The following is a 14475-nucleotide window of genomic DNA, read 5'->3' as shown; positions in this document are numbered from 1 at the left end:
CCGCTCGGGGGACCTACCCTGCGCGGGTGATCGACCACGGACACTCCGACAACACCGGCCGCCCCGTCACCCTCCACGAGGTGGACGCGGACAACTGGCGGGCGGTCGCCGACAGCGCGCCCCGCGACGACCAGCGCGACTGGGTCCCGGCCCTGGCCGCCCGCTACCTGGTACTGAGCAGCCGCGAGGACACCTGGACCTCACTCGCCGTCTGCGCGGGCGACGAGGTCGCCGGACACCTCATGTGGGCCCGGGACGAGGACGGTTCGCACTGGATCGGCGGCATGCTGATCGACGCCGCCCACCAGGGCGCGGGCATCGGCCGGGCCGCCGTACGGACCCTGGCGTCCTGGCTCTCCACCCGAGAGGACGGCACGGCGGTGCGCCTCTCCTACGCTCCGGAGAACCAGGCCGCCGCACACCTGTACACCTCGCTCGGCTTCCGCCCGACGGGGGTGGAGGAGGACGGGGAGGTGGTGGCGGAGTGGGGGTAGCGGCGTGGAGCGGGGGAGGCTCCGGCTTCCGGCGGCTTCACGGGAGAGTGCTCGCGTATTGCTCGCGCTCCCTGTAGTGATTCCGCGCGCTCTATTTGCCGACAAGGTGTCGGTATCTACTGAGTGCATGACCACACTCACCGAACGGCTGTTACCGGCCGCCGGCCCCGACGGCGTCAATCCCTCGCGTGCCCGATCCGCCGTGCGCACCCTCTACGCCCGCCCTGCGCTCACCTCCGCGGACCTGAGTGCCCCGCTCCTCGCCCTCCCTGACGGGCACCCAGGGACCGGAAGGCTCCCTGGGGCGGTGCAGCTTTCGGACGTACGGCGGACTGTGGCCCGCTGGAAGGGACTCGGCATCGGGGGCGTCAAGGCATTCGCCCTTGGCCACGACCGCGACAAGGCCGGGTCAACAGGCGTGTCCGCAGACAACCTCATGGTTCAGGTGGTTTCCGCGATCAGAGAAGCCACACCGGACCTGGCCGTTACCACAGAAGTGTGCGGCTGTTCCTGGACCAGCAGTGGCGAGTGTGTGTTGCGCACCCCCGCCGGAGGTATCGACCTTGACGCGACCTACCGGCTGATGGGTGAGATGGCAGTTCAGCACGCCGAGGCGGGAGCCGATGTCGTATCGCCCACCGCGATGCTCGACGGCTCGGTGCAAGTTGTCCGTGCCTCCTTGGACGACAGTGGGCTCCGTGACGTCGGCGTGAACCCCAACCTGGCGATCCACACGACGCTGTACGGGCCGTTCAAAGCCTTGATGGCCACAGACCCGGCCGCCGGTCACCGGCGTGGACTGCAGCTCGAACCGGGCCGGGCTCAGCGCGATACTCTTGTCCAGGCCCGGCGCTGGATCGCCGAGGGCGCGGACTCACTCACCCTCCAGCCGGTCATGACGGCGGTCGATGTACTCGTCCGACTCCGGGCTGACCAGGAGGCACCGCTCGTCGCGTACTCCACCTCCGGCGAATGGCTCGCGCTCAGAGAGCTGGGATCCGAGGGCATGACCGAGTACCTCGCCATGCTCCGCCGCGCGGGCGCGGACCACGTGCTGACGTTCGCCGCCGAGCAGGTGGCCACACACCTGGAGCGGAACCGTGGATGACCGCCCGTACTTCCGCCCGGCTGCCCTCGACGCGATTTTCGCGGATGCTAACCGTCTCGGATTCGCCATGTCGTGCGAGGACCGGACCGGGTCCCTCCTCGCCACGCTCGCCGCGTCCAAGCCCGGTGGGCACCTGGTCGAACTGGGAACAGGGGTCGGTGCCGGGGCGTCCTGGCTGCTCCACGGCATGCGCCCCGATGCCCGTCTGACCTCTGTCGAGATGGACCCCGAACACCAGGCTGTTGCCGCCGGCCACCTGGGCCAGGACGCCCGCGTCTCCTTCGTGACGGCAAACGCCGAGGCTTGGCTCGACAGCTACGCCGGGCCGCCCCTCGCCCTCGCCTACGTCGACTGCCGCCCCGGAAAGTTCCATCTCCTGGACGACCTCATCGGACTGCTGGAGCCTGGCGGCCTTTACGTCGTCGACGACCTGTTGCCGCAGCCCACCTGGCCCGGCGACCACCAGGCACGGGTCGACGAGTTCCTCGCACACCTGCCCGAGCAGTCCAACCTGCTTGGAACCACCGCAACATGGGCATCGGGGCTTCTTGTCGGAACTCGCATCTGACGGTCTATCGTGAGTTCCATGTCCGCCGATCTCATTCGCATCGTGTCCCGTGACTCGCCCATGGCACTCGCCCAGGTGGAGCGCGTCCGCGCCGAGCTGGCCGCCCTCCACCCCGACTCCCGTACAGAGGTCGTCCCGGTCAGGACGACGGGCGACAAGTGGATGGGTGACCTCAGCGCGGTCGAGGGCAAGGGCGCGTTCACCAAGGAGGTGGACGCGGCTCTCCTCGCCGGGGAGGCCGACCTCGCGGTGCACTGCGTCAAGGACATCCCGGCGGACCGGCCGCTGCCCGCAGGTACGGTCTTCGCCGCGTTCCTCCGGCGCGACGACATCCGTGACGCGCTGATCCACCCCGGCGGCCTGCACCTCGACGAGCTTCCCGCCGGGACGTGTATCGGTACGTCGTCCGTCCGCCGCGCCGCCCAACTCGCCGCGTCGCACCCGCACCTCCGCTGTGTACCGATGCGCGGCAACGCCAACCGGCGGCTGGACAAGCTTGCCGCAGGTGACGCCGATGCGTTGCTCCTTGCCGCCTCCGGGCTGGAGCGCATCGGCCGCCCCGACGTGATCACCGAGATCCTGTCGCCCGAGGTGATGTGCCCGCCGATCGGTGCGGGGGTCCTCGCCCTGCAGTGCCGTGAGGGCGACAGCGACCTCATCGACGCCGTGAGCGGGCTCGGCGACCCGGCGGCACACCGTGAGACGACGGCCGAGCGGATGTTTCTGCATGTGCTGCAGGGGCACTGCAACAGCCCCATCGCCGGGTACGCCCGAGTGGAACGGAACGGCGACCTGTCGCTCCGCGCCAAGGTGTTCACCCCCGATGGCAAGACCGTCCTCAACGCCCATGAGTGGGCCGGAGCGCTGGACCCGGCCACCCTGGGCACCTCCGTCGCGGTCAGCCTGCTGCGCCAGGGGGCGAGGGAACTGATCGACGGCATCGCCCACTGACCGCCTGCCCACCCGGGCGACTCAGCCGCAACGCCGCAGCCGCGCCCGGAGCCGGGACATGACCGTCTCCGGGGTGCCGGGAAGCGCCGCCGCGAGTGTGAGGGCGGCCCTCAGGTGTTCGGCCGTGGCGGTCCGGTCCTCGGGCACCGCTTGTACGAGCCGCGCTTCGTCCATCGGGACCAGGCAGTACCGCCAGGCCGGGTGGCCGTGCGACCTGGCGTAGCGGGCGGTCAGCAGCTCGGCGGGGGTCAGCGCTTCCGGCCTGCGGAGAAGGATCACCGCGAGCCCCGCCTGCCGGACGAGACGGCAGATCTGCTCGGGCTCGGCCTCGTTGCGGCGGTGGTCGTCGTGGACCTGGTAGATCAGGCCGTACACGAGCAGCGCCTCGCGTTCGGTGAGCGGGCTCGGCAGCCGTACGTCCCGCCAGAACGCCTCGACGGCGGTCGCGTCCACCAGGGGCCGTGGCCCTGACCCGCCCGTGGAGGTCGTCAGCCGTACGGCTCCGAGGGCGACGGCGGTCTCGGAGAGCCGCCGCCGGTAGTCGAGCCCCTGGAGGAGACCGTGGTGGAGACCCGGCGCAGCCTCCGGGCCGTCGGCCGCCCGGACCGCCCGCTCCACGCCCTCGACCGTCTCGCCGTCCGTCCATTCCAGCGACCACCGCCCCGTGTCCGGGTCGTGGACCGCCTCGAACTCCACCCCCGACTCCCGTGTGAGCAGGGCGACAAGGGCGTGGTGCGGGTCGGCCTCGCGGGGCGGTGTCCTGTCTCTGTCCGGCACGGTGCCCAACTACCGCTCGGCGCTCAGGGCCATCAGCATCGTGGGGTCGGTCACGGGGACGAACCCGACCTTGGCGTACAGCTCGTGGGCGTCGAGTGTGGCGAGGAGAGTCCGCTTGAGCTCGTACGGGGCGAGGTGGTCGCGTACGGCGGTCGCCAGCCGTACGCCCAGGCCCCGGCCGCGATGCGCCGGGTCCACGTAGACGTCGCACAGCCAGGCGAAGGTCGCCCGGTCCGTGACGACCCGGGCGTAGGCGACCTGGGCCCCGTCGGGGCCGTAGACACCGAAGTTGAGCGATCCGCGCATGGACCGCTCGACGAGGTCACGGCTGCGGCCGAGTGCCCAGAAGGCGTCGGTGGAGAGCCAGTGATGCACCAGGCCGATGTCGATGCGGTCCGGGTCGGTGTCGATCTCGTACCAGTCGGCGCCCTGGTTCCCGTTCCCGTTCCTGTTCTCGTCTTCGCTGCGCGTTATGGACGTCATGGGCTGGGATCGTAGCCCCGGCCCCCGGCCCCCGGCCCCCGGCCCCCGGCCCCCGGCCCCCGGCCCCCGGCCCCCGGCCCCCGGCCCCCGGCACCGGTGGCGTCCGCGAGCGTTGGCCGGACCGTACGACAAGCCGGCCCGGTTGATGGGCGCGCACGGTCGGCCGGATGATTGCCCCCGAGGGGATTCAGGCGTGTCGCTCGCCGCGTTGGGACAGCGCTGTCTCCAGGCGGGCGATGTCTTCGGCGTCCTTGGGCCGGCGCGGCATACCGGGCATCCAGACCGGAGTCATTCGCTTGATCTCGATCTGTCCCTGTGGGCTGACGATGGAGGCCTCCAGGCCGGCCAGGCGACCAGGGGCGGCCGCGGGCATGGCCTCGGGCCACAGGGTGCCGGCCCACGGGCCGCCGGCGACGCAGGTGCGGCCGGCCTCGTCCTCGGCCAGGAGCGTGACGCTGATTTCCAGACCGGCTTTGGCGAAGTCGAGCTGCTGCTGTGGCGGTGGTCCGGGGACCGGCTCATAGCCGCTCCGCGCCAGGGCGGCGGCCAGCTTCCCCGCACCGGCCTCCCATGCGAACCAGTCGATGTCCCCGTGGTCCCGCGTGATCTCGCCGAGGAAGAAGTCCATCGCCCAGCCACCGCGAAGCCACACGGCGACATCGTTCGCCTCGGCGACCTCCAAGACCTCGGCAATGAGCCGGAGCTGCTGATCAGCACGTCGGGTGTCCACAGTTCGGCAGACTATGCGGCACCCGCCATCCCCGGCACCCGCCACCCTCGATAGCGCAAACGTCTGCGTGCATGGGGCGAGGGACCTCATGATCCGTGTGTGAAGACGCGCGGAAGGCGCAGCATCATGACTGGCGGGCAGACCGAGGAGGGGACGGGGGGCGGGAGACTCCGGACGGCCCGCGCTCCGGCGCACCATCGGCGCGGCATCGGGCGTCTCGTCGGGGCCGGACGACCGCCGGTGGTTCGGGCGATCCGCTTCCGCCCCAACGCATCCGACCCCGTCGACGAGGACGACGCGTTCGTCGACGGACGCCCAACGACGTGAAGGAGAGCCACCGATGAGGTTCGGACGCACGGGCCGGCCGGCCCGCCCGGAAGAGGACCGATTCGCCGAGGGGCACCTCGCCGTCGGCGTGATCGAGGACGCGATCGAGGAGGGGCCCAGCGAGGTGCAGGGCCCCGACATACTCGTCATCAGCGCCGACACGCCGCAACACGGCGTCCTCCGCCGAAGGGTGATCTGCCCGCTGTCGATGTCCGGCAGTGGAGGCCGCCTGGTCGGACAGTCGGTCGGCTTCCGGCACGTCACCCACGACCCCGACGACCTGGACGACGTGCTCGTCGTCCGATGGCCGGAGGAGGTCAGGAAGGCCCTGGAACCGTTGCGTCCCGAGGGGCCGGGGGCGGGGCGCGCACGGGCGTGGGGGCTCCTCGCCCAGTGCAGCGCGGTCGTCTCGGCGCTGGGAATCCTGCTGACCGCGGTGATGCTCATCGGCGTGGTGTTCACCGCCGGCGAGCTGTTCGCGGATCTGCCGGCATGGTTCCGGCCCGGCACGGCGCTCGCCGCGAGTGCGGGCGCGGCGATGCTGGGGCCGTTCGCGTTCGCCTTCTGCGGTGCCCGTGCCCGCAGGACAGGGGCGCTGTCACACCCGTTCCGGCGTGGGCCCGCCACTCGTCCTCGTTCATGACCCGCCACTCGGCACTCCCGACGCATGAGGCGACACGTCAGGGGCTCCCGTGCGCCGTTCGGGGGACCGTACGCACCACCTCGTGGACGCCGCGAGAGCCCACGGCCCCGGCGGGAGCCGACTCGTCTAGCGTCGCCGCCATCCGCACCGTGAATGCCCGGAGGAGCCCGTCCGTGAATTCCTGGCTGCCCGAACGACGCCGCTCACTCGTGTGCCTGCTCGTCTCGGTGAGCGCGGCCCTGGTGCTGCCCCTCGACAGTGTCGTGCGGATCTCGGCCTACGACGTCGGCGTGCTGGTGCTCTTCGCCTACCTGGTCCCGTACCTGGCCCTCACCTTAACCGCCTTCCTGAGCGCCTCGCCGGAGCAGATCCGTACCTGGGCGGACCGCGAAGCCCGAGGCACGTTCCTTCAGCGGTACGTCCTGGGCACCGCGCCCGGTCCTGGGGCGTCCATCCTCATCGCGGCAGCCGCGTTGGCCGTGGCTGTCGTGTGGCTGCCCGGCCACCTCAGCACCACCTTCGCCGAGGGGCCGCGCGCCCTGATGGCGCTGTCGCTCGTCGTCATCGCCTGGACCTGTGTCGTCGTCGCGTTCGCCGTTGCCTTCCAGGCCGACAATCTGGTGGAGAACGAAGCGGCGCTCGACTTCCCCGGAGCGGGGTCTGCGGCCTGGGCCGACTACGTCTACTTCGCTGTGGCCGTCATGACGACCTTCGGCACCACCGACGTCAACGTGACTTCCCGCGCCATGCGGCGGACCATCTCGGCGAACGCGGTCATCGCCTTCGTCTTCAACACGGTCACCGTCGCCAGCCTGGTCTCCGCGCTCCAGGACTAGGTTCCAGCCGCCAAGCCGTCCGACGGTGATCACCTGGCTGCCGGGTGGTCGGACGACTGCCTCGACCGTGACACCCCGCGCGCTTCCACCAGCACCGTGGAGCAAGGCCTTCACGCGGCGGTCCGCACGTCTTCGGTTCGGTGCGCCTGGTGCGTGCGGTGTTCGCGGCAGTCGCGGCAGTGGCCGGGGGTGGGGGAGCGGAAGGCTCGGTCGCAGTCGTCGCAGGTCTGGAAGGGCGTGACCGTGATGCGTGGGCGGGCGAGTGCGGCGAGGTCGTGGATGCCCGGAGGCAGCGGCGGGAGCAGATGACGATGTGGATCACGCCGGAGGCGGGCAGGGGTCCGGGAATCTCTGCCAGGGCGCGCGTGAGCGCAGTATTCTGCTGGGTATCCATCGGGAAGCGGCTTTCTTCCTTGGTGGTCAGGCCCTCGGTTGGGATTGCAGTCCCGGTCGGGGGCCGACGTATGTCGGGTGGGGTGTTGCTGGCGTGAGCATATGCCGGACAACCCGCCCGAAAGCGAGCTGAGTTGGCAAACCTCACCCGTGTGGGTGACGAGCCCCTGGGATGCGTCAGGTGGTCGCCGGGGTGGGTTGGGTGGGGTTCTTTCTCTTGTTTCTTTGAGTAGTTGATGTCGCGCTTCACCAGGTCGCGGCCGAGAACGATCCGGTCGGGGTCCATCGGGAGGCACCGGGTCGCGGCAGCGCACGACCCGGCGGGAGCCGTCACCGTACGAGGTCGATCTCCGCCCATACGGTCTTACGGGGAACGGGCCCGGGTGTGATGCCCCAGTGGTCTGCCAGCGCCTCCACCATGAGCAGGCCCCGCCCTGTCTCCGAGTCGTCGTCCTCGGGCGGCTTCACCGCTCCCGGCCCGGGCGGGATGCTGTCGCCGCGCGTGTCCGTGACCTCGATCCGCAGCGTGCCGTCGCTGACGGTGAGGCCGAGTTGGAAGTCCCGGCCCTTCACGCGCCCCTGGCGCGAGGCGGCGGGCCTGCGGGCGTGCGAGCTGGGCTCCGCCATGGGGTACGGCGAGGACCTCGTCTACAAGGTCGAGGGCGGTCGGCGCATCCCCCGTCCGGAGTTCATGGACGCGGCGGACCTCGCGGTGGGCGCGGACGGAAAGCTCGCGGCGATGAAGTCCGATCTGGCGGAGGTGCGGTACCCGAAGAAGATCCGGGACTTGGCGAAGCTGGAGGCCAAGGCCGTCGAACTGGCCTCGTACGGCAGCCACAACCTGCACGGTCTGTTGCAGACAGAGGAGTACGCGAGGGCGCTGCTCGGTACGCGACGCCCTGTTCTGCCACCGGACGAGCTGGAACGCGCGCTGGCCGGGCGCATCGCCAGGCACTCCATCTTCGACCGGGCACCCGCGCCCGAACTCGGTTTCATCCAGGAAGAGGCCTCGCTGCGTCGCCCGATCGGCGGTCTGGCGGCGGCAACTGGAAAGGCTGCTCGTTCTTGGGGAGTTGCCCTTCGTGGACATCCAGGTGATGCCGACCTGTCGGTGGGATCATCCAGGAACGGGGGGACGGATCCAAGTGCTGAAGTTTGCTGACGGCTCGGCTGTCGGGCGGGCGGATGACGAGTTCGCGGGCAGGCCTATCTCGCATACGAAGCAACTCCGTATCCTTGAGCTGCGGTACGGCGTCATCGGGGCCCGGGCTCTTACGCCGGAGGAGCCCCGGGCCTTCATCGAGCAAGTGCTGGGAGAGACATGACCTACAGGCCCTCTGCCAGGGATGCTTCCGAGCTGCACTGGTTCAAGAGCAGCTACAGCGACAGCAGCAACCCCAACGACTGCGTCGAGGTCGCGACCGCCCTGGACGCCGTTCACGTACGCGATTCCAAGAACGCGCGGGGTCCTCGTTTCGCCGTCGCCCCCGCCGCGTGGGCAGGCTTCGTCGCGTACGCCGCAGCGCGCTGACCTCACCGCCCCGATCGCGAAGTGCGCGCCCTCCGATGCCGATATCGCCCCCGACCAGGACGGCCTCATGACTTCCGTGTACCGGAGCGAACAGGCGCGAGCGGAAGTGCGGCGCTGGTGCGTGAACCGGATCGACGGCTCGGGCCTGGCCCCTGCTCGCAGTGAGGTGGTGACCTCGGCGGGGGTCACCGGAGTCGTGACCGCAGGGCCTGAGCCGCGTGGCGGGGAGCCGAGTGTCGTCCTGCTGCCGGGGACGAACATGAACGCCGCTCTCTGTCTGCCGGTGGCGGAGGCGATCGCCCGGGAACGGCGGGTGGTCATCCTCGACCTGCCCGGCCAGCCGGGGCTCAGCGCGGACCGACGGCCTCGTGCCAAGCGCTCGTCCTGGTACGGGACATGGCTGACCGAGGCTCTTGCGCGGGTGGTGCCCGGGCCGGTCGTCGTCGCGGGGCATTCCCTGGGCGGCGCGGTCGCCCTCGCCTGCGACGCCCCGCAGATCGTCGGCCGGGTGCTGCTCTCCAGCGCCGGCATAGTCCGGCTGAGGGTGCCCGCCCCTCTGCTGGCCGCCACCGTCCCCTGGCTCCTGCGGCCCACGGTCGCCCGTTCGACGGCGCTGGTGCGTCACATGGCGGCTCCGGGGCGAGGGCCAGGGCCAGGGCAAGGGGAAGAGGAAGAGGAAGGACATGTGGCCGACGGCCTGGGGGAGTGGATGGATCTGGTCGGGCGCTGCTGCCGTACCAGTCTCGCTCCGCCTCCCCTTCCGTCCGGTCTGCTCGAACTGCGGCGCTCTGTGCCCACGTTGGTCGTCGCGGGGCAATTCGACCCCTTTCTGCCCCCGCGTCATCTGGGGCCGGCCGCCCGGCGTCGGCTCGGGGCGGAGTTCCGGGTGATCGAGGGGGCGGGGCACCTTCTGCTGGACGAGTCGCCGGAGGCGGTCCTCGTCGCGGTGCGGGAGCTCTGCGCGGCCGTCGCGACGGGGTGATGAGCCGCGCCGGTCTGTCTGCGCGGCGGCCTGTGGATGCGTCGGTCTGTCTACGCGGCGCACGGCGGGGTAAGCGAGGCGGGAAGACCTCTCTGGTCCGGGGGTTCCCCCTCCGGTCAGAGGCATCCCCTCAGTCCGGAGGTGTGCCCTCCGACCTGCCGATAGGTGTCCGATAAACGTATCCGCGATCCCGCGTAACGGTGACGTCACCCGCCCAGCATCTTCACATCCGCACGTCAGGAATGTGACCTGCATCACTAAAGATCGGGTAAATCGCGTGGTACAAATGCCCAACTTCGTAGGCGGAACCCTCGCTGAAGCGGAGCGCCGGGACCGCCCCGGTGGCAGGCCAGAGCGACCTCCGCCGTCGTCCACTCCATGGGACACGCCGGATCGCCGACCGGACGACGACGTTCGCTCATCGCTCCAGAAACGTCCCCGACGTCCCCCCATCGCACACCGACCGGCGAAGACACCCCACCTGTCCGCCGTTCCCGCGTCATCGAGGTAGCCAACGTGTCACTCGAATCCATAACCGAGAACGTCGACGAAGCCGTCAGCGGGTTCTTCGAACCGATAGCCGAATGGCTCGGCAAGATCGTCTTCTACGCCGTCCCCGTCGGCGGGACGGACCTCCCGCTCATCGTCGCCTGGCTGGTGGTGGCGGGCCTCGTCTTCACCGGCTGGTTCGGATTCATCCAGCTGCGCAAGTTCCGCCTCGCCGTCGACGTGGTGCGCGGCAAGTACGACGACAAGGACTCGGCGGGCGAGGTCAACCACTTCCAGGCCCTGACCGCCGCCGTCTCCGGCACGGTCGGCCTCGGCAACATCGCCGGTGTGGCCGTCGCCGTCTCCATCGGCGGTGCCGGAGCCACGTTCTGGATGATCCTCTGCGGTCTCCTCGGCATGGCCACCAAGTTCGTCGAGGTCACCCTCGGCGTGAAGTACCGCGAGGTGCACGCCGACGGCACCGTCTCCGGCGGACCGATGCACTACCTGCCCAAGGGGCTCGCCGAACGCTTCGGGAAGAACGGCAAGACCTTCGGCAAGGTCCTCGCCGTCCTCGCCTCGATCATGATCCTGTTCTTCGGGCTCTTCGGCGGCAACCTCTTCCAGGTCAACCAGTCCTACGCCCAGCTCGTCTCCGTCACCGGCGGCGAGGACGGGGCGCTGGGCTCCTCCGCCGGGGCGCTCTTCTTCGGCATCCTCGTCGCCGCCCTCGTCGGCATCGTGCTCCTCGGCGGCATCCGCTCCATCGCCTCGGTCACCAGTCGGCTCATCCCCGCGATGGCCGGGATCTACATCGCCGCCTGCCTCGTCGTCATCCTCGTCAACGTCACCGCCGTGCCCGCCGCGATCGGCGAGATCATCGATGGCGCCTTCAACCCCCAAGGCGTCGCGGGCGGTGTGCTGGGCGCACTGATCATCGGCTTCCAGCGTGCCGCGTTCTCCAACGAGGCCGGCCTCGGCTCCGCGCCGATCGCCCACTCCGCGGTCAAGACCAGGCACCCGGCCAGCGAGGGCCTGGTCGCCCTGCTGGAGCCGTTCATCGACACGGTCGTCATCTGCACCATGACCGCCCTGACCATCGTCATCGCCAACCCGAAGAGCTGGGGCGAGGCGCGCGACGGTGCGTCGATCGGCGGCGTGACGATCACCTCGGACGCCTTCGAGACCGTGCTGCCCTGGTTCCCGTACGTCCTGACCGTCGCCGTGCTGCTCTTCGCGATCTCCACGGTGCTCACCTGGGGCTACTACGGTCTCAAGGCCTGGACCTACCTCTTCGGCCGCAGCCGCACCAGCGAGACCGTCTTCAAGTCCCTCTACACCCTGCTCGCCGTCTCCGGGTCCCTGCTCACCCTGCAGACCCTCATCGACCTGGCCGACGCGGTGCTCTTCTCCCTGGCCGTCGTCAACATCATCGGCCTCTACCTCCTCGCGCCCGTCGTCAAGCGTGAGCTGAACACCTTCCTCGAATACGTCCGCACCCGGAAGGCCGGCGGAACGGACGAGGACAAGACCGACGAGCCGTCCAAGACCACCGTCTGAGGCCGGCCTCTCACGATCGGTGATCTATGCCCCTCGCCCCTGCCGGTACGCAGGGCGGGGGCATCAACTCGTGTGCAGCATCAGGCCGATGCCCACCACCATCAGCCCCGCCGCCGCGATCCTCGGGGCCCCGAAGCGCTCCTTGAAGAACAGCGTGCCGATCGCCGCGCCCACGATGATCGACGACTCGCGCAGCGCCGCGACCGGGGCGAGCGGGGCCTTCGTCTGGGCCCAGAGGACCAGCCCGTACGCGGCCGTGGGCGGCGCACGCCTGACTGGGGGCAGAGGGTCTCGATGACGTGGTGGGCGGAAGCCTTCAGCAAGGCGGGCCATGCCAAGACGTGCTGCTGCGCGGCCCTGCCACACTCCTGCGGCTCACCGGGCAGACACAGAGGCAGCGGCGGGCCCCGTTCGTCTGCCTCGGGGGAAGCTGACGAACGGGGCCCTGGCGGGGTCTGAGCAGGTCTCTACACTCTTGCCCCCTCATATGGCACCTGGTCGCGGCGCTCGGGGATCGTGGCAGCGATACCCCGACGCCTCAGCAGATGACGGATGGCCCTGCCGGAATACGCCTTATCGCCCAGCACACGGTCCGGTGTCGTGCGCGGACGGCCCGTGCCGGCCCGAGGAGTGCGTACCCCATTGAGGACATCGGCGAACGCTGTGGCGTCGTCGACGTTTTCGGGTGTGAGCACAATCGACAGCGGCAGCCCCCGGCCGTCGACGGCGAGATGGACCTTGGTGGTCAACCCGCCCCGAGACCGACCGAGTGCCTGGCACGCCTGCGAGCGGCCCGGATCTTCCAGTTCGTCCCCGTCCGCGTCCCCCTTTTACGGGCGCCTGCGGCATGCTGATGGGCCCGGTTGACCGTGGAGTCGACGGCGACGGTCCACTCCACCCGGCCCGCCGCATCGTCAGGGGGCCCCGGTCCGCAGCCGCCACAGCACCCCGTTGACCACCTGCCGGTGATCACGCCACGGACGGCCGCGTCCGTCCACCTGCGGCAACAGGGGCTCTATTCGCCCCCATGCCGCATCCGTCAACTCACCTCGACCCGCCACAAGATCAATTATCAGACCGGCTATAGAGTCCTGCCCGTGGCAAATCATCAGGACGACACCAGGACGGCCTACGACGGTGTCGTCGAGCTGTACGCATCGCTGTTCGCAAACCGGCTGGAGACACAGCCTTTCTCCCGGGCCATGATCGGCACCTTCGCCGAACTGGTGCGCGCGACGGGCAACCCGCGGGCAGCGGACGTCGGGTGCGGGCCCGGACATCTGACAGCCATGCTGCACGAACTGGGCCTGGACGCCTTCGGACTCGACCTTGCCCCCGGCATGGTCGTCCACGCCCGGCAGGCCCATCCGGCGCTGCGCTTCCAAGAGGCGCGGATGGAATCCCTGCCGATCGAGGACGGCGCGCTCGGCGGCGTGCTGGCCCACTACTCGATGATCCACACCCCTCCGGGGGAGCTGCCGGAGCTACTCTCCGAACAGGTACGCGTCCTGGCGCCGGATGGCCTGCTCCTGGTCTCCTTCTTCGGGACCGACGGACAGGAACCGGTTCGCTTCAACCACAAAGTGGCGCCCGCCTACAGCTGGCCGGCAGATAGCCTCGCCGAACTGCTGGCCGATGCCGGTCTCGATCCCTTCGCCCGGCTGCTCCACGATCCGGCCTCTGAACGGGGTTTCCTCGACGCGCACCTGCTGGCCCGCCGCTCGTAGGTCCTGCCCGGCAATACCCGCCAGATGTCGGCGCATATCCGGGCTGCCAGCTCGACGGACGCTCGCTGGTCCGACGGGAATTGTCAGACAGGTCCGGCATGCGAGAGGGTTCCGGGGGGTGGGCGCGAGGCGGGGCCGGCGCCGCCTCGCGCTCCGGGAGCGGGGCGGCGAAACCCGGATGATCCGGGGTGGGGGTGCTCCTACGCTCACCCCATGGGCATGGGCATGGGCATGGGCATGGGCATGGGCATGGGCACGGGCACGGGCACGGGCACGGGCACGGGCACGGGCATCGGCATCGGCGGGCAGGGCGAGCAGCTGCTGAACGTGGTCGACGTCGAGGCGACCTGCTGGGACGGGCAGCCGCCGCCCGGCCAGGTGAGCGAGATCATCGAGATCGGCCTCACCGTTGTCGACCTGCGCGCGGGCCGACGGCTGGCCAAGCACCGGCTGTTGGTCCGGCCCGCGCGCTCGAAGGTCAGCCCCTTCTGCACGGAGCTGACCGGGCTGACGCAGGCGGAGGTGGACGGCGGCCTGCCCTTCGCCCAGGCCTGCCGGGTGCTGGCTGCCGAGCACCGTACGGGGCTTCTGCCGTGGGCGAGTTGGGGCGACTACGACCGTAACCAGTTCACGCGCCAGTGCCGGGCGGCGGGCGCGGAGTACCCCTTCGGGCAGCGGCACACGAATGCCAAGGTCGCCTTCACCGCCGCGTACGGGCTGCGCCGCCGCCCCGGCATGGCCCAGGCGCTGGAGGTGGCCGGTCTCCCGCTGGAGGGCCGCCACCACCGGGGCGACGACGACGCGTGGAACATCGCCGCCCTGGTGCTGGACCTGGTGGGGCGGGGGGACTGGCCCGAGGGGTAAGGCCTTCGGCCG

Annotated in this window: 14 protein-coding genes and 5 pseudogenes; 12 read left to right on the top strand and 7 right to left on the bottom strand. The window is 70.3% G+C overall.

What is annotated here, in order from left to right:
* Window positions 1-26: 26 nt before the first annotated feature.
* From D581_RS0131295 to hemC, 4 genes are all read left to right on the top strand, one after another.
* Window positions 27-494, top strand: coding sequence for a GNAT family N-acetyltransferase (locus D581_RS0131295; protein ID WP_018961065.1), 468 nt, complete (start codon window positions 27-29; stop codon window positions 492-494).
* A 127-nt stretch (window positions 495-621) separates the two neighbouring features.
* Window positions 622-1602, top strand: a complete 981-nt coding sequence (locus D581_RS0131290) for a hypothetical protein (protein WP_026291078.1) — start codon at window positions 622-624, stop codon at window positions 1600-1602.
* Window positions 1595-2170 (top strand): class I SAM-dependent methyltransferase, encoded by a 576-nt coding sequence (locus tag D581_RS0131285; RefSeq protein ID WP_018961063.1) that lies wholly within the window; start codon window positions 1595-1597, stop codon window positions 2168-2170. The genes D581_RS0131290 and D581_RS0131285 overlap by 8 nt, the downstream gene beginning before the upstream one ends.
* An 18-nt stretch (window positions 2171-2188) precedes the next feature.
* A complete protein-coding gene (gene hemC / locus D581_RS0131280; protein ID WP_018961062.1) occupies window positions 2189-3121 on the top strand; it encodes a hydroxymethylbilane synthase in 933 nt (310 codons plus the stop codon).
* 21 nt (window positions 3122-3142) lie between these two features.
* Here hemC and D581_RS0131275 read toward each other — a convergent pair whose 3' ends face one another.
* From D581_RS0131275 to D581_RS0131265, 3 genes are all read right to left on the bottom strand, one after another.
* Complete coding sequence (locus D581_RS0131275) at window positions 3143-3898, bottom strand: hypothetical protein (protein WP_469224216.1); 756 nt, start codon at window positions 3896-3898, stop codon at window positions 3143-3145.
* Between the two features lie 9 nt (window positions 3899-3907).
* Window positions 3908-4381: a GNAT family N-acetyltransferase gene (locus D581_RS0131270; RefSeq protein ID WP_018961060.1), complete on the bottom strand. Its 474-nt coding sequence runs from the start codon at window positions 4379-4381 to the stop codon at window positions 3908-3910.
* A 187-nt stretch (window positions 4382-4568) separates the two neighbouring features.
* Window positions 4569-5111: a nucleotidyltransferase domain-containing protein gene (locus tag D581_RS0131265; RefSeq protein WP_018961059.1), complete on the bottom strand. Its 543-nt coding sequence runs from the start codon at window positions 5109-5111 to the stop codon at window positions 4569-4571.
* A gap of 340 nt (window positions 5112-5451) precedes the next feature.
* Between D581_RS0131265 and D581_RS0131260 the strand changes: the two genes are divergently transcribed.
* On the top strand, window positions 5452-6081 hold the full coding sequence (locus D581_RS0131260) for a hypothetical protein (protein ID WP_018961058.1): 630 nt from the start codon (window positions 5452-5454) through the stop codon (window positions 6079-6081).
* 173 nt (window positions 6082-6254) lie between these two features.
* The gene (locus D581_RS0131255; protein ID WP_018961057.1) at window positions 6255-6917 is read left to right on the top strand and encodes a DUF1345 domain-containing protein; all 663 of its coding nucleotides are present in this window, start codon (window positions 6255-6257) and stop codon (window positions 6915-6917) included.
* Window positions 6918-7027: 110 nt separating this feature from the next.
* Here the strand turns inward: D581_RS0131255 and D581_RS1000000142340 are convergent.
* Together D581_RS1000000142340 and D581_RS01000000137995 are read right to left on the bottom strand one after the other, a co-directional pair.
* Window positions 7028-7255: pseudogene (locus D581_RS1000000142340) on the bottom strand (hypothetical protein); the annotation flags it as partial.
* Between the two features lie 385 nt (window positions 7256-7640).
* Window positions 7641-7901: pseudogene (locus D581_RS01000000137995) on the bottom strand (ATP-binding protein); the annotation flags it as partial.
* Between D581_RS01000000137995 and D581_RS1000000138740 the strand changes: the two are divergent.
* The 4 genes and pseudogenes from D581_RS1000000138740 to D581_RS0131230 form a co-directional block, all read left to right on the top strand.
* Window positions 7885-8635: pseudogene (locus D581_RS1000000138740) on the top strand (helix-turn-helix domain-containing protein); the annotation flags it as partial. The pseudogenes D581_RS01000000137995 and D581_RS1000000138740 overlap by 17 nt on opposite strands.
* Complete coding sequence (locus D581_RS0131240; RefSeq protein ID WP_018961054.1) at window positions 8632-8841, top strand: DUF397 domain-containing protein; 210 nt, start codon at window positions 8632-8634, stop codon at window positions 8839-8841. The pseudogene D581_RS1000000138740 and the gene D581_RS0131240, both read left to right, overlap by 4 nt.
* A 67-nt stretch (window positions 8842-8908) precedes the next feature.
* Window positions 8909-9823 carry an alpha/beta fold hydrolase gene (locus D581_RS0131235; protein ID WP_018961053.1) on the top strand — a complete coding sequence of 305 codons (915 nt, stop codon included), beginning with the start codon at window positions 8909-8911 and terminating at the stop codon, window positions 9821-9823.
* 516 nt (window positions 9824-10339) lie between these two features.
* Window positions 10340-11872: an alanine/glycine:cation symporter family protein gene (locus D581_RS0131230; RefSeq protein WP_018961052.1), complete on the top strand. Its 1533-nt coding sequence runs from the start codon at window positions 10340-10342 to the stop codon at window positions 11870-11872.
* Between the two features lie 63 nt (window positions 11873-11935).
* Here the strand turns inward: D581_RS0131230 and D581_RS0131225 are convergent.
* Together D581_RS0131225 and D581_RS1000000140255 are read right to left on the bottom strand one after the other, a co-directional pair.
* Window positions 11936-12124: pseudogene (locus tag D581_RS0131225) on the bottom strand (hypothetical protein); the annotation flags it as partial.
* Window positions 12125-12366: 242 nt separating this feature from the next.
* A pseudogene (locus D581_RS1000000140255) lies at window positions 12367-12933 on the bottom strand (transposase); the annotation flags it as partial.
* A 36-nt stretch (window positions 12934-12969) separates the two neighbouring features.
* Between D581_RS1000000140255 and D581_RS0131220 the strand changes: the two are divergent.
* Complete coding sequence (locus D581_RS0131220; RefSeq protein ID WP_018961050.1) at window positions 12970-13599, top strand: class I SAM-dependent methyltransferase; 630 nt, start codon at window positions 12970-12972, stop codon at window positions 13597-13599.
* Window positions 13600-13848: 249 nt separating this feature from the next.
* Window positions 13849-14463: a 3'-5' exonuclease gene (locus D581_RS0131215; RefSeq protein ID WP_486585900.1), complete on the top strand. Its 615-nt coding sequence runs from the start codon at window positions 13849-13851 to the stop codon at window positions 14461-14463.
* The last annotated feature ends 12 nt before the right edge of the window (window positions 14464-14475 follow it).

This window comes from Streptomyces sp. CNB091 (genome assembly GCF_000377965.1).
Note: the sequence above shows the minus strand (reverse complement) of the source record. Positions and strands in the feature narration are given on the sequence as shown.